At 44.4% G+C, this 15,462-nt stretch carries 10 protein-coding genes; all 10 read left to right on the forward strand.

What is annotated here, in order from left to right:
• Positions 1-92 precede the first annotated feature (92 nt).
• The 10 genes from AC3WJC_RS05340 to AC3WJC_RS05385 all read left to right on the forward strand — a co-directional run bounded on the left by AC3WJC_RS05340 (position 93) and on the right by AC3WJC_RS05385 (position 15,438).
• The gene (locus AC3WJC_RS05340) at positions 93-938 is read left to right on the forward strand and encodes an aldo/keto reductase (RefSeq protein ID WP_492398037.1); all 846 of its coding nucleotides are present in this window, start codon (positions 93-95) and stop codon (positions 936-938) included.
• Between the two features lie 91 nt (positions 939-1,029).
• Entirely contained in the window at positions 1,030-1,776 is a 747-nt protein-coding gene (locus tag AC3WJC_RS05345; protein WP_492398038.1) for a DUF481 domain-containing protein, read from the forward strand.
• A 489-nt stretch (positions 1,777-2,265) separates the two neighbouring features.
• Positions 2,266-5,343 (forward strand): SusC/RagA family TonB-linked outer membrane protein, encoded by a 3,078-nt coding sequence (locus AC3WJC_RS05350; RefSeq protein ID WP_492398039.1) that lies wholly within the window; start codon positions 2,266-2,268, stop codon positions 5,341-5,343.
• A gap of 22 nt (positions 5,344-5,365) precedes the next feature.
• The gene (locus AC3WJC_RS05355; protein ID WP_492398040.1) at positions 5,366-6,880 is read left to right on the forward strand and encodes a RagB/SusD family nutrient uptake outer membrane protein; all 1,515 of its coding nucleotides are present in this window, start codon (positions 5,366-5,368) and stop codon (positions 6,878-6,880) included.
• 69 nt (positions 6,881-6,949) lie between these two features.
• On the forward strand, positions 6,950-7,810 hold the full coding sequence (locus AC3WJC_RS05360; RefSeq protein ID WP_492398041.1) for a glycoside hydrolase family 16 protein: 861 nt from the start codon (positions 6,950-6,952) through the stop codon (positions 7,808-7,810).
• Between the two features lie 123 nt (positions 7,811-7,933).
• Positions 7,934-9,391 (forward strand): glycoside hydrolase family 30 protein, encoded by a 1,458-nt coding sequence (locus AC3WJC_RS05365; protein WP_492398042.1) that lies wholly within the window; start codon positions 7,934-7,936, stop codon positions 9,389-9,391.
• 25 nt (positions 9,392-9,416) lie between these two features.
• The gene (locus AC3WJC_RS05370; RefSeq protein ID WP_492398043.1) at positions 9,417-10,859 is read left to right on the forward strand and encodes a glycoside hydrolase family 30 protein; all 1,443 of its coding nucleotides are present in this window, start codon (positions 9,417-9,419) and stop codon (positions 10,857-10,859) included.
• 52 nt (positions 10,860-10,911) lie between these two features.
• Positions 10,912-12,150 carry a multiheme c-type cytochrome gene (locus AC3WJC_RS05375; RefSeq protein ID WP_492398044.1) on the forward strand — a complete coding sequence of 413 codons (1,239 nt, stop codon included), beginning with the start codon at positions 10,912-10,914 and terminating at the stop codon, positions 12,148-12,150.
• Between the two features lie 49 nt (positions 12,151-12,199).
• Positions 12,200-13,429, forward strand: coding sequence for a glycoside hydrolase family 5 protein (locus tag AC3WJC_RS05380; RefSeq protein ID WP_492398045.1), 1,230 nt, complete (start codon positions 12,200-12,202; stop codon positions 13,427-13,429).
• Between the two features lie 101 nt (positions 13,430-13,530).
• Positions 13,531-15,438, forward strand: a complete 1,908-nt coding sequence (locus tag AC3WJC_RS05385) for a 7TM diverse intracellular signaling domain-containing protein (protein ID WP_492398046.1) — start codon at positions 13,531-13,533, stop codon at positions 15,436-15,438.
• Positions 15,439-15,462: the final 24 nt, after the last annotated feature.

The following is a 15,462-nucleotide window of genomic DNA, read 5'->3' on the forward strand; positions in this document are numbered from 1 at the left end:
ATCAAATAGCGGGTTAAATTACGGCATTGGTTGGTATGATAAATGTTGCGGTAAGGTATCTGCCTGGCAGATGAAACTTAAATACACTAAACATGACAGAAGTAAAAACAAGCCTGACCTATAATTTAGGCGGCGACGTACAAATTAACCGTTTAGGATATGGTGCCATGCAACTTACAGGCCATGGCGTATTTGGCGAGGTTGCCGATAGGGATAACGCCATTAAAGTATTACAGGCCGCGGTTGAGCAAGGCGTTAACTTTATTGATACAGCCGATGCTTATGGCCCTCATTTTAATGAAAGCCTGATCGCGGATGCATTACACCCGTACAAGCAAGGACTGATCATTGCTACAAAAGGTGGCTTTAACCGCCCGGGGCCTAACAATTGGGTACCTAATGGTAAGCCCGAATTTATTGCCGAAAATATTGAAGGCAGCCTTAAACGTTTAAAGGTTGATACCATTGACCTTTGGCAGTTACACCGTATTGACCCGAAAGTACCTGTTGAAGATACCCTTGCACCGGTTGTTGATGCCGTCAAAGCAGGTAAAATTAAACACGTAGGTTTATCAGAAGTGGGTATTGCCGAGATAGAGCGTGTGCAAAAGGTATTGCCTATAGTATCTGTACAAAACCTGTACAACCTGGGCGAACGTAAATGGGAGGATGTGCTGGATTATACCACACAAAACAACCTGGCCTTTATTCCGTGGTTTCCGCTGGCATCTGGGCCATCATCATTGGCTAACAAGATAGAGAAGATCGCCGCAAGCCATAATGCTACTACCGCGCAAATTGCGCTGGCATGGTTGCTTAAACGTGCCGAAAATATATTGCTGATCCCCGGCACTAAATCAGTAGGCCACCTGACCGAGAATTTGCAGGCAGCCACTATTGAGCTGACTGACGAAGAGTTTGAGCAATTATCAGCCTAAGGCAAACCAGCTATCAAACAAGGCGCATCCTTAAAAAGGTGCGCCTTGTTTGTTAAAAACCTTTTTTATATGCCGATTGTGTTTTAGTGATATGCATTTAAAACATATCAGGACATACCTGGCTGTAATTTTAATGATGACAGCGGGTAAAGGTTACGCCCAGTTTTCAGACAGTACCCATTACCGGTTAAACTACACCTCATCTGGCTCTATCAATAAAACTGGCGACGGCACCGCCTACCTGCTTAATAACGGTGCGCAGCTCAATATAAAAAAGAAGGATATCTCCCTGAATTTTACTAATAGCTGGATCTATGGCCGCCAACAGGGCGACCTGACCAATAATGATTTTTCGACCGCGCTTGATTTTAATCTGTATAAAACCTTTCCGCATTTTTTTTATTGGGGCCTGGCTAATTACAATACCAGCTATTCCTTAAAAATAAATAACCAGCTACTTACCGGTGCCGGTTTGGCTTACAACCTGGTTGATAAACAAAATGCCTGGCTCAACATCAGCAATGGTATTTTGTATGATAGGAGCGACCTGATGGTTAACGATACAACGCGCGAGAATTATCATACATTCCTTAACTCATTCAGGCTGGCTTTCAAATTCAATATCAGGAGCTTTATTGTGTTAGAAAGCAGCAGCTTTTTACAGAGCTCATTAAGTAAGGGAGATGATTATATTATACGGTCAACCAACTCGTTATCATTTAAACTGAATAAATGGCTGGCACTTACTACAGCCCTAAATTACAATCGCCAAAACCGTACAAACAGTGAAAACCTGCTGTTTACTTACGGGCTAACGCTCGAAAAGTACTTTAAATAATTTAACACTAAACAGGCGTTTCTGCATCGTAAACGCAATAAGTGTCAAAAAAACATTACTTCAAAAACTGCTCAAATCAGTCAATATCTATCTAAAAATACTCGCTAATTGATTGCTGGAACAAAGCGTATCAATTTTTTTTAATTATGGCATTCTGATAAGTGTTTCTCGCTGATAATTAGCACACATTGCAATCTTAACACTTGGTATTAAAGCGTTTCAAATTAAATGTAAATAACTAAAAATCAGTTGTTTATGAAAAATTTATTTGTTTTTTATTTTTTTACTTTGATACCTTTGGTGTGTTGAACGGCTATTCTTTAACCAATTATAGAGCCGTTAGCTAACCATTAACTTTTATAAACCAATACAATCTATGTGCAGAAAAATGTACCCAAGGCTCGCCTATGGCTGAGCGGTTGCAAGGGCTGACCTACAGCCGTACACCTTACCTAACTCCAAAATCCAACAATTATTAACTTATTATCCATGAGAAAAAAAATTACTTTTTTATTGTTCCTGCTTATTGCCGGAATTACAGCAGCCATGGCGCAAAGCACTATACGCGGCAAAGTGGTTGATCAAAATGCACAGCCGCTGCCGGGAGTATCCGTTGCGGTAAAAGGCACACAAACCGGTACCCTTACTGATGCCAACGGTAACTATACCCTAAACGCGGCCTCAAATGCGACGCTGGTATTTTCCTACATTGGTTTTGATACGCAGGAAGTAGGCGTATCCCGCCGTGCCGAAATTAATCTGACGATGGCCGAAGGCGTTAAGAGCCTTAACGAAGTGGTGGTAGTAGGTTACGGTACGCAAAAAAAGAGCGTTGTAACCGGTTCAATTTCGCGCGTTAAAGCAAGTGACCTGGAAAACCAGCAGGTAACCCGTTTTGATCAGGCTTTGCAGGGCCGTACATCAGGTGTTACTGTAGTAGCAGGCTCGGGCGCGCCAAACGCGGCACCTATCATTCGTGTACGTGGTATCACATCTATCAACTATACCGACCCGCTTTACGTAATTGATGGGGTGGTTAGCCTTAACGGCGGCCTTGAAAATCTTAACCCTAATGATATTGAATCAATCGAGGTTTTAAAAGATGCTTCGGCTGCAATTTATGGTTCGCGTTCATCAAATGGTGTGGTATTGGTAACTACTAAAAAGGGTAAATCAGGCCCGCCGACATTATCATATAATGGTTATTATGGTACTCAAAAGGCAGCCAAGCAGTTTGATGTGGTGAATGCTACTCAATATGCTACCCTGCGTAACCAAGCGGTTACTAATGATGGTGGTACAGCGCCATTTGCTAATCCGGCACAGTTTGGCACCGGCACCAACTGGCAGGATGTTATTTTTGGTGAGAGTGCTGCTATCCAAAACCATAACCTGATGATTCAGGGTGGTACAGAGGCAAGCAAATACTACGTGTCCTTCGGTTATTTGAATCAGCAAGGCATCATCTTCTCTGATATTTCAAATTTCAAGAAGTATAACTTTACGGCTAATACCAGCTTTCAACCTAAAAAATGGCTTAATGTAGGACAAAACTTCGCTTACACTTACACCCGCAACCAAAGTAACTTTAGTACCAACAATGAGTTTGGTGGCCCTTTAAGTTCATCACTAAACCTTGACCCGATCACGCCGATCTTGGCCGCTCAGGAAGACCTGAACAGCACACCCTATACCGACAAACCGGTTGTGAGGGACGCACAAGGCCGGCCGTATGCCATATCAAAATACGTAGGGCAGGAGATGAGTAATCCGTTAGCTTACCTTGAAACACAGCGTGGTAACTACGGCTGGTCTCATAATTTATTAGGTAATGCCTTTGTTGAAATACAACCAATTAAAGGTTTGCGGATCAAAACCCAGATCAATGGTAAACAAGCGTTTTGGGGCAGCCAGTCATACACGCCGCTTTATTACTTAACTACTCAAAATAACAATACCACTAACCGTAGTGCATCTCGCGGAAGTAACCGTAATCTTACCTGGAACTGGGACAATACGGCATCGTACACCCGCCAGATCGGAATGCATGATTTTACTGCTTTGGTAGGTACCAGCGCGCAGGAACAAAGTGAAGTAGGCTTGAGCGGCACTTATAACAACCTGCCTGTTGATGATTATCGTAAGGTATCATTTAACTACGCGTTGCCAAATGAGAACCGTATTGCTTCATCTTATGAAAATCAGCCTTATCGTGTAACATCACTTTTCGGCCGTGTTAATTATAGCTATGACGAAAAATACCTGTTCACCGGTATTATCCGCCGTGACGGATCATCGAAATTTGGGTCGAATAATGTTTACGGTACCTTCCCTTCAGCACAAGTTGGTTGGGTAGCTACACGTGAAAACTTTTTCCCTAAAGATTCATTCGTTGATTTCTTAAAAGTGCGGGCGTCTTATGGTTTAGTTGGTAATGAAATGTCATTAATCCCATTTCAATACACATCTGTAGTTACTGGCGGTAGCAACGCTGTGTTCGGCCCGGGTGGTTTAATCATTGGTAACTCACCGCAAGGTCCTCAAAACCCTAACCTGAAATGGGAGTCGACTAAAACAACTGACATTGGCTTTGATGCCGTATTGTTCAAAAACTTGAATGTAACTGTTGATGTATATCGCAAGCTAACATCTGGCTTGTTACAAAGTTTCCCATTGCCAGGCTATGCCGGTTATAATGGATTGTTTTATGATAACATTGGCGACTTGGAAAATAAAGGTATCGAGTTAGAGGTTGGTTATAACGGCAAATCGGGGGATTTTAAATATAATGTAAGTGGTAATATATCATACAATAAAAATGAAGTTACCTTCCTGGGTTCAAAACCGTATATTGATAATGGCTCGTTTCAGGCATCAAGCTACCCATTGTTCCGTACGCAAACAGGTCAGCCGGTGGCATCATTCTATGGTTTCCAGGAGTTGGGTACATTTAAATCACAAGCCGAAATTGACGCTTACACCAAAAACGGTACTAAAATTCAAGGAAATGCAAAACCCGGTGATTTTAAATGGGCTGATAACAATGATAATGGTGTAATTGACGAGGGTGACCGTACTTTTTTGGGTAGCCAATTACCTAAATGGACTTATGGCATCAATCTTCATGGTAATTATAAAAATCTTGACTTCCTGTTATTTGGTCAGGGTGTTTGGGGTAATAAATTATTCCAGGGATACCGCAGGCTGGATGTAGCTACAGCCAATTATTCGGCAGCCGCTCTTGATGCCTGGACTCCTCAAAATTCAGGTAGCAATTACCCTCGTTTGAGCGATCAGGATCCGAACAATAACTTCAAAAATCCATCAAACTTTTACCTGCAAAGCGGTGCTTATTTCCGCATCAAAACGCTTCAGGTAGGTTATACCTTGCCAACAGCGGTATTAAGTAAATTGGATATTAAAAGGGCGAGGATATTTGTAAGCAGCAACAACCTGGTTACCATTACCAAGTATGATGGCTTTGACCCGGAGATTGCAGGCAGCATTGACCGTGGTATCTATCCGCAGGCACGCACCTTTATGGTTGGTTTAGATTTTACATTATAAACTGAATTTTAAAATTATCGTCATGAAAAGAAAATATATTATATACGGCTCAGTGGTATTGATGGGTGTAGCCGGTTTTGTATCCTGTAAAAAGTCGTACCTGGAAACAACTCCAGCAGGCCAGACACTCGAAGCTAATTATTACAGTACACCTGAAGAAATATTTACCGGTGTGGTGGCAGCCTATGATCCGCTGGTAACCGAAACAGGTGGATTAAACAATACCTATTCAGGTCCGCTTGGCCCGCTTAACGCTGCATCTGATGATTGTGTGGCCGGTGGTGGTGGCCCTACCGATATGAGTACCTGGCAGGTATGGAATAACTATACTTTAACACCGGCTGTAGGTCCGCAGGGTGAATACTGGTCGCGTAATTTTAAAGGGATAAGCCGTTGCAACATCATCCTTTCAAAAATGGAACCGGCTACTTTTTTGGATGCGAATGCTAAGAAACGCTACATTGCCGAGGTTAAATTTTTAAGGGGTTACTATTACTTTTGGCTGGTACGTTTATTTAAAAACGTTCCGCTTATTTTGCAGCCCTTAGAGCCTAAGGATGTTTACACACAAACCCAGGTAGCCCCCGAGGCTGTTTACGCCCAGATTGAGGCTGACCTGAATGCCGCTATTCCTGATTTGCCGGTAACCATACCAACCGGCGAAAACGGCCGGGTTACCAAAGGCGCGGGCATTGCGCTGTTAGGTAAGGTTTACTTGTACGAGAAAAAATGGAGTGAAGCCGCGGCACAACTTGCCCAGGTTAATGGTGCTACGCCAGGCGGCACAACAGCCACTTATGGTTACAAGCTGCAAAGCAACTTCGGGCAAATATTTAGTCCGGATAATAAGTTTAACAGCGAATCTATTTTTGAATTGAACTATACCGGCTCACAAAGCTATAGCTGGAGCAACTGGAATCAATTTAAATCAAACGTTTATGTTCAGATGGTTGGCCCGCGTGGTTATAACGGCCCCGTATATTGGGGTGGCTGGGGCTTTACCCCGGTAACTACCGGCCTGGCTAATGCCATGAAAGGCGACCCGCGTTATGGTTATACCGTTGCCAATATTGATAGCTTAACAAAGGCTACCGGTAGTAAATACGAGGCCAGTTATCAAAATACCGGCTACTTTATTCAAAAGTATGCGCCACTGCAAAAATACAAAGCGCCTACAGGTACTGCCGAGCTTAACTTCCCTAATGATTATATTGAGATCAGGCTGGCTGATACCTACCTGATGGAAGCTGAAGCCCTGTTGCAGGGCGGTGGTAATGCTGCCCGTGCATTGGCATTGCTTAGTGCAGTGCGCGACAGGGTAGGCCTGGCACCGGTACCGGCTACATTACAAAATATTTATACCGAACGCCGTTTAGAACTGGCTACCGAAGGGCACCGTTGGTTTGATTTAGTACGTACCGGGCAGGCACCTGCCGTATTAGGCGCGGATGGATTTAAAACCGGTACTAACGAGATATTGCCTATACCATTACAGGATATGCAGAATACGCAGTTGAAACAAAATCCAGGTTATTAATTAATAAACACACATGCTGTTTAAGAACCGCCCGCAAGGGGCGGTTCTTAAATTAATTTGAATTTGCCCATGATAAAAATTAATACTACCATATTACTTTGTGCCTTTACCGGCCTGGTGCTGATAGCCTGCGGCAGCAAAAAAAGCGATCCTGCGCCAAACATTGGCCCCATAAAAACCGAACCGCCTACTGACAAGGGTTGGGATTTTGAAACTAAGGCATCATTTGCGGATGAGTTTGATACTGATGGCAAACCCAGCGATGCTAAATGGATGTATGACACCGGTGGCAGCGGCTGGGGCAACAACGAGTTGCAATACTACACCAATACCGAAAATAATGCCTCCATAAAAAACGGCATACTTACCATTACCGCTAAAAAAGAGGCTATGCAGGGTATGAAATACACTTCATCCCGCATGATATCCAAATTTGAGCATAGCATTACGTATGGCCGTATAGAGGTACGCGCCAAGTTACCCGCCGGCCGTGGCACATGGCCTGCTATATGGATGCTGCCTGATGATTATAAATATGGTAGCTGGCCCGCATCAGGCGAGATCGATATTATGGAGCACGTAGGTTACGATCCGAATAATGTTCACTTCAGCGTTCATAACTCGGTAAACAATGCAGGTAACTCCAAAACATCAGGCCGGATGATAGAAACGGCACTTACCGCTTACCATAAATACCGGGTAGACTGGACACCTTATGCCATTAAAGGTTATTATGACGACACCTTGGTATTCACTTTTGTAAACGAGGGCAAAGGTTCTTCAACCTGGCCGTTCGATCAGAAATTCCACTTGCTGCTTAACGTTGCCGTTGGTGGCAACTGGGGCGGTGTACAGGGCGTTGATGACAGCGTTTTTCCGGCCAGTATGCAGGTTGATTATGTACGGTTCTATAAAATGATAGATAAATAAAGGCTGCACCACCGCTTAATAAGATAACTGTAAATATTACTAAAACTCCTATTGTTAAAGCCCGGAAGCTGTAACAACAGCCATCGGCTTGCCCCAAAACATTACCACGATAAACAACCCCCTATGATAAAAAGAGTTTCCTACCCATTTTACGTCCTGTTATTGCTGGCCGGTATTGCCGGTGGATGCAGTAAATCAGGCTCAACCAAACCCGACCCGGTAGATCCGGTAGTGCCGCCGCCTGTTACACCAGCGAAAACGGATGTAGAGTTTTGGCTGACCAAAGGCGACCGTACATCGCTATTCGCAAAACAGAATACAGCTATCCTGTTTAAGCAGGAAACCAATAATAATGCTACGATTGAGGTGGATAGCACCCAAACCTATCAAACGGTGGATGGCTTCGGCTTCGCGCTAACGGGTGGCAGCGCCATGCTGATCAATAGTTTAGAAAATGAACGTAAAACGTCTTTAATAAAAGAACTTTTTGGTACCGAGGGTGATGGCATAGGTATCAGCTACCTGCGGGTAACGCTGGGAGCATCAGACCTGAGTCTTGCGCCTTTTACTTACGATGAAATTACTACCGGTGTAAGCGATACGGAGTTGAAGCAGTTTAGCATCGATATGGAAAAAAAGGATTTAATACCGGTATTGAAAATGATACTGGCGGTTAATCCTAACATAAAAATATTAGCCAGCCCTTGGAGCGCTCCAACCTGGATGAAAGATAACCAAGGCTACTATGGCGGCAGCCTTAAAAAGGAACTTTACGGTGTTTACGCGCAATATTTTGTAAAATACATTAACGCTATGAAAGCCGAAGGCATTACCATTGATGCCATTACCCCGCAAAACGAGCCGTTGAATGCCTACAACAATCCGAGCATGTTCATGTCGTCGGCAGATCAGAAAATATTTGTGCGCGATAACCTGGGCCCGGCGTTCGAATCGGCAGGCATCAGTACCAAAATACTGATCTACGACCATAACCTCGATCACCCGGAGTATGCTACCGATATTTTAAAGGATGCCGCCGCGGCTAAATACATTGATGGCTCGGCATTTCACCTATATGGCGGTAACATCAACGCCATGAGTGGGGTACATGATGCCGCGCCCAACAAGAACGTGTACTTTACCGAGCAGGCCACCTTTGGCAACGGTAGTTTTGATGGCGACCTGAAGTGGCATACCAGTAACCTTATTATCGGTGCTATGCGCAACTGGAGCCGCAACGTAATAGAATGGAACCTGGCCTCCGATCCAAAATTCGACCCGCATACCGTTGGCGGCTGCGATGCCTGCCAGGGAGCTATAACTGTAGGTAATTCGGTGGCGCGCAATGTGTCGTATTACATTATAGCGCACGCCTCCAAATTTGTGAGGCCGGGCTCGGTGCGTATCGGTTCAACTTCTATAAATGATCTGCAAAGCGTGGCTTATAAAACGCCATCAGGCAAAAAGGTGCTGATCGTACTTAACAATACCGGTAGCACACTAACATTCAACATCAAGTACAATAACAAAATAGCTGCCAGCACACTTGCAGGTGGTTCGGTTGGTACTTACGTCTGGTAAACAAATACTATAAAAACATTTATACATGCATAAGATACATAAATTAGCCGCCATGCTGCTTATATCGCAACAGTTATGGCAGCAAGCGTTGGCGCAAACGGCGGCATCGCCGGTGGCGGGAAAAACGGTAAAGGTTTATACCACGGCCAAGGATACCAAGTTCCGCCTTTCCGAAACGGAAACGCTGAATTTCACCCCGAATCCGCAGCCTTTTGAAACCGAGGCTTGCATTTTTGTTGATCCGGGTAAAACATTCCAGTCGGTATTGGGGATAGGTGCGGCACTTACCGATGCCTCGGCAGAAACTTTTTACAAGCTACCGAAAGACAAGCAGCAACAACTGCTGACTGATTTTTATGATCCTGAAAAGGGCATTGGCTATACCATTGCCCGTACCAACATACAAAGCTGCGATTTTTCGAGCGGGAGCTATAGCTACGTAAAAGAGGGTGATGCAGAGCTTAAAACCTTCAGCATACAGCATGATAAAAAATACCGTATACCTTTCATAAAACAAGCTATTGCTGCGGCGGGTGGTAAGTTGACCATGTATGTTAGTCCGTGGAGCCCGCCCGCGTTTATGAAGGATAATAACAACATGCTTCAAGGCGGAAAGCTCAAAGCGGAGTTTTACCAGCCCTGGGCTAATATGTATGTGAAGTTCATCAACGCCTACGAAAAAGAGGGCATCCCGGTATGGGGCCTATCAGTACAGAACGAGCCAATGGCCAAACAAACCTGGGAATCGTGCATGTACACGGCCGAGGAGGAGCGCGACTTTGTGAAGAATTTTTTAGGACCGACCCTGCATAAAAGCGGCATGGCCAATAAAAACCTGATCGTGTGGGATCATAATCGCGATTTGTTATACCAGCGCGCCAGCACTATCCTTTCTGACCCGGAAGCGGCTAAGTATGTTTGGGGCACAGGCTTTCACTGGTATGTGCATGATGTTTTTGATAACGTTAAACGTGTTAAGGAAGCCTTCCCTGACAAGAACCTGATATTTACCGAGGGATGCAGCGAACGCTACAGCAACGAGCGCATTAACGAATGGCAATGGGGCGAAATGTATGGTAAATCAATGATTAACGATTTTAATAACGGCGTAGTAGGCTGGACGGATTGGAACATATTTCTGGATCAGACCGGTGGCCCTAACCATGTAGGTAACTTTTGCTACGCGCCGGTACATGCCAATACCAAGACCGCCGAGATCACGTACATGAATTCGTACTATTATATCGGTCATTTCTCCAAATTTGTTAAGCCGAGCGCTAAGCGTATCATCAGCTCATCAAACAGGGATAAATTGCAAACTACGGCCTTTGTAAGTCCGGAGGGCAGGTTGGTAGTGGTGGTGCTAAACCTGAGCGATGATGAGATGCCATACCAATTATGGATAGCCGGCAATGCCGCGAAAACAAAAAGTTTGCCGCATTCTATCACAACCCTGGTGGTACAATAATCGTTAAATTTGATAACCATTATAAGCAACCGGTAAATCGTATAAAATAAACATGAGGGGTAAAAGGATCATTCTTTTTTCGGGGATATTTTTATTGCCCCTCATTTTTATATTCTCGCAATGCAGCAATCTGTTTGACAAGGAGGAGGCCGACCCGCGCGGCAACCTGTACGCGGGCAGTGCATCATGCATGAAATGCCATAGCGATGTGGCAAAAAACTACCTGCACACCGCGCATTTTCAAAGTACACGCAACGCGGCCGATAGTGTAATTCAGGGCGATTTTAGCGCAGGCCATAACAGCTTTACCTTTAACGATAGCCTGAAGGTGGTGATGGAAAAGCGTAAAGATGGCTTGTACCAGGTAGGTTATATCAACAACAAAAAACAGCAGGAACAGCGTTTTGACATAGTTTTTGGCGGAGTAAAGGCCGAAACTTATTTATACTGGAAGGATAGTACTACCTATCAGCTACCCATATCGTACTTTAAACGACTGCACAACTGGACGAATAGCCCCGGTTATGATACTACCCGTATTGATTTTGGACGGATGATAGGCAAGCGGTGTTTTGAGTGCCATAGTTCATACATCAAACAGTTGCCCTCGCCACAGCAAAGTCTCGCATCGGTAGTTAAGTTCGATCAGGCCACGCTGATCAACGGTATTGATTGCGAAAGATGCCACGGGCCCGCCGCAAACCACGTTAATTTTCATACCGATTATCTGGAGCAAAAAAAGGCGCAATATATCACTGCTGTTTCATCACTCACCCGGCAACAAAAAATAGATATGTGCGCCTCGTGCCACTCGGGTAATAATAGTATGACGGTGCGGCCTATGTTTGCTTTTAAACCCGGCGATACGCTGTCAAATTTTATCGAAACGGATTATTATCCAACAGTACGTACCGATGCAGCACAACTTGATGTGCACGGCAATCAAAGCCAGATGCTGGGTGCCAGTCAATGTTTTATTCAAAGTAAAATGGATTGCGGTACCTGTCACAATACACATGTAAAAGATAGGGGCAACATAGCCCTGTACTCGCAGCGCTGCATGAACTGCCATAAGGCTGATGGACACAATTTTTGCAAAATGGCGTCGAAAATTGGTATTTCAATAAAAAATAATTGTGTGGATTGCCATATGCCCGAACGTCCGTCGGCTATTATAGCGGTGCAAACCTCAGCGCAGGGCCGGGCTGCCCCATATTTTGTGCGTACGCACCGTATCGCAATCTATCCGCAGGAGGTAAAAAAAGTATTATCGTACTTAAACAAGAATTAATATTCCGAATAAAATTTACATATTTAAGCACCAGTTAATATCCTTATTTATGAGAAAAATATTGTTAGTCCTTACTATGCTATGGGCCTTGTTTTATGTGCCATCATTAGCGCAAAATAAGTTTATATCGGTTAAAGGCAAAGAGATCATCGGTACCGATGGCAAGCCGTTTTTAATACGCGGAACCAACCTGGGCAACTGGCTTGTGCCCGAGGGTTACATGTTTAAGCTGAAAGGCATCAACTCGCCACGATTGATCAACCAGGCCTTTGCTGAGATGATCGGTCCGGATGATATGCGCGTTTTCTGGAAGCAGTTTTTAGATACCTACATTACTGCCGAGGATATTCATTACCTGAAAACCACCGGCATGAACTCCATCCGCATACCGTTTAACTACAAGCTTTTTACCAACGAGGATTACATGGGCGATAACGATGCCACCCGTGGTTTCAAGTACTTGGACAAGGTGATTGCCTGGTGCAAAAAGGAAAACCTGTATGTGATACTGGATCTGCACTGCGCGCCCGGTGGCCAAACCGGTGATAATATTGATGATGGTTATGGCTACCCCTTTCTGTTTGAAAACAGGCCGAGCCAGTTGCTTACCATGAAGATATGGAAGGAGATTGCCACTCGTTATAAAAATGAAAGCATTATTTTGGGTTATGATTTGCTGAACGAACCCATTGCGCATTATTTTAAAGTAGATAGCCTGAACCCTTACCTGGAGCCGCTGTATAAAGAGATCACACAGGCTGTACGCACGGTTGACAAGAATCACCTGATATTTTTAGGCGGCGCACAGTGGGACAGCAACTTTAAACCTTTCGGACAGCCGTTTGATAGCAAGTTGGTGTATACCTTCCATAAGTACTGGACGCCTGCTACTATTGATGTAATTAAAGATTACATTGATTTCAGGGATAAATACAACGTGCCCATCTACGTTGGCGAAACCGGTGAAAACACCGATGAATGGGTGCGCGATTTTCGTATCCTGCTGGAGAAAAACAATATTGGCTGGCATTACTGGCCATATAAAAAGATGGATAACGAGCGCGGTTTCCGCACGTTTGCCCAGCCTGATGGTTATGATAAGGTAATTGAGTATACCGAGAAAAACCGCCAGACCTTTGAGGACATTAGGAAGGCTACGCCTGAAGACCGGAAGAAAATAAAAGAGGTACTGTTTAAGGTGCTAGAGAACAGTAAGTTTATCAACACCAAACCCAACAAAGGGTATATTGAAGCGCTTGGCTTAACAGCAGGGCAATAGTTTTTAATTGTGGCGATAAAAAAGCTATGTTTGTATTGTAAACCATTATAAACATAGCTTCGTTTTCAAGCGAAGCTTGATTAAGCTTTTAACTGACCTGTATGCCAAAAACCTGGATAAAGAGTTTTTTCTTTATTGCGTTTTTTTTGCCGCTGTGCCTGCGTGTTTCGGCCCAGGTACCACTGCTGCTGAACGACGGGCAGAACCAGCGCTTTTTTACTTTTAATGAGATAGAAGCACTGCCCGACTCAACCGCGTCGCTCACCTTTGGGCAGGTGCTGAACAAGCAATACGCACAACAATTTAGGCCAAGTAAGTTGTCATCACCCAAAACCGGTGAACCGGGCTGGGCTTACTGGTATCGTATTCGCATAAGCAACACAGCTAATACCCGTAACAACTGGCTGCTGGAATTTATGGATCAAACCATTGACCGCATTACGGTATACTCACCACGAAAGGAGGGAGGCTATAATAAAACCTCATTCGGCGCGGCTTATCACTTCGGCGAGCGGCTTTATCACCATAAAAACTTTACGCACAACATCAGCAGCGATCTGCAAGGTACCCAAACGTATTACATCCGCATTGTTTCGCATCAGCCGGTAAATGTTATTGTGGTGCTGCGGTCGGTAAGCTGGTTTATTCATTACGCGCTGGATGAATACCTGTTTTTTGGCGCGTTTTACGGTATGCTCACCGTATTCGGCTTGTATAACCTGATGATGTTCTTCGCTATCAGGCAAAAGCAATACCTGTACTATGTGCTGTATAATGTAAGCATCGGTTTTTACGAAATGTGTACCGATGGCATTGCCTACCAGTATGTATGGCCTAACTCCCCGAATTGGAATCAGTACGCTTATGGTATTGCTCTGTATTTTGCAAGTGTATCGGGCATGTTGTTTACGCTAAGCCTGCTGCACGTAAAAGCGCGTGCCCCGCAGATGTACAAAATATTTGTTTGGGCGATAGCGTTGCGCTCGTTTTTCTTTTTAGGCTGTTTATTTATTGATAAATGTTGGTTCAACTACAAGATCATCGAGATCGTTCCGCTGTTGATGGCTTGCTATACCGGCTTTTATGTAATGCGGAAAGGCTACTGGCCGGCAAGGTTTTTTGTGGTGGGCTACAGCTTTTTGTTCGTGGGTTTTATCATCAAACTACTCATAGCTCTTGATGTGCCCTGGTTGCCGTTCGGGCCGGTAACACATTACAGTTTAAGCTTTTGCTTTATTATGGAGATGCTGTTTATTTCCTTCGCGATAGCGGAAAAGGTGCGTGCGCTTAAAAAGAAAAAGGACTATGTGCAGCGCCGCATCATCAGGCAGATGAAGCAGAACGAAGAGCTGAAGGACAACATTAACCGCCAGTTAGAGCACCAGGTAAAGGAGCGCACGCGTGAACTCTCTATTAAGTCGGAAGTGATTGAGCAACAGAACGATGAGCTCAAAGCCATGAACTTGTTGCTGAAAGAACAGGCAGAAGAAATATCACGCATAAATGTATTGCTCGAAAAGGATAATATTACCCTGCACAACGATATTGAAAAAGTAACTCACGACAGGGTGATGTCTGCCGAGGTGGATTTTGAGGAGTTCAGCCGCATTTACCCTGACCGTGAAACCTGCTTTGGCTTTTTAGCTAAGCTGAAATGGGAGAAGGGCTACGCTTGTCGCCGTTGCGAACACACCCATTACAGCGGCGGCCATTTGCCATACAGCAGGCGTTGCTCCAAATGCGGTTATGAGGAGTCGGTGATATCCTATACCATTCTGCAAAATACCCGTATACCCATCAACAAGGCTTTTTATATGATATTTTTGATGTACTCTACCAAAGGCAAAATATCATCGCACAAACTATCTGAAGTGCTGGACATTCGCCAAAGCACCTGCTGGGCCTACAGTTCGCGCATAAAAAAGGTAATGGAAACCAAAAAGAAAGAACTGCGCAACGCCGGCCACAAAGGCTGGAGCAAGCTGGTGATTGATGTGGATGATGATTGATGATAATTATAGAATTACTGAATT

Source organism: Mucilaginibacter sp. FW306-07-L (genome assembly GCF_058782065.1).

What these genes read in the sequence shown, in the direction of transcription:
- AC3WJC_RS05340 (WP_492398037.1), top strand. Translation starts at nt 93, where the DNA reads ATGACAGAAGTAAAAACAAGCCTGACCTATAATTTAGGCGGCGACGTA.
- AC3WJC_RS05345 (WP_492398038.1), top strand. Translation starts at nt 1,030, where the DNA reads ATGCATTTAAAACATATCAGGACATACCTGGCTGTAATTTTAATGATG.
- AC3WJC_RS05350 (WP_492398039.1), top strand. Translation starts at nt 2,266, where the DNA reads ATGAGAAAAAAAATTACTTTTTTATTGTTCCTGCTTATTGCCGGAATT.
- AC3WJC_RS05355 (WP_492398040.1), top strand. Translation starts at nt 5,366, where the DNA reads ATGAAAAGAAAATATATTATATACGGCTCAGTGGTATTGATGGGTGTA.
- AC3WJC_RS05360 (WP_492398041.1), top strand. Translation starts at nt 6,950, where the DNA reads ATGATAAAAATTAATACTACCATATTACTTTGTGCCTTTACCGGCCTG.
- AC3WJC_RS05365 (WP_492398042.1), top strand. Translation starts at nt 7,934, where the DNA reads ATGATAAAAAGAGTTTCCTACCCATTTTACGTCCTGTTATTGCTGGCC.
- AC3WJC_RS05370 (WP_492398043.1), top strand. Translation starts at nt 9,417, where the DNA reads ATGCATAAGATACATAAATTAGCCGCCATGCTGCTTATATCGCAACAG.
- AC3WJC_RS05375 (WP_492398044.1), top strand. Translation starts at nt 10,912, where the DNA reads ATGAGGGGTAAAAGGATCATTCTTTTTTCGGGGATATTTTTATTGCCC.
- AC3WJC_RS05380 (WP_492398045.1), top strand. Translation starts at nt 12,200, where the DNA reads ATGAGAAAAATATTGTTAGTCCTTACTATGCTATGGGCCTTGTTTTAT.
- AC3WJC_RS05385 (WP_492398046.1), top strand. Translation starts at nt 13,531, where the DNA reads ATGCCAAAAACCTGGATAAAGAGTTTTTTCTTTATTGCGTTTTTTTTG.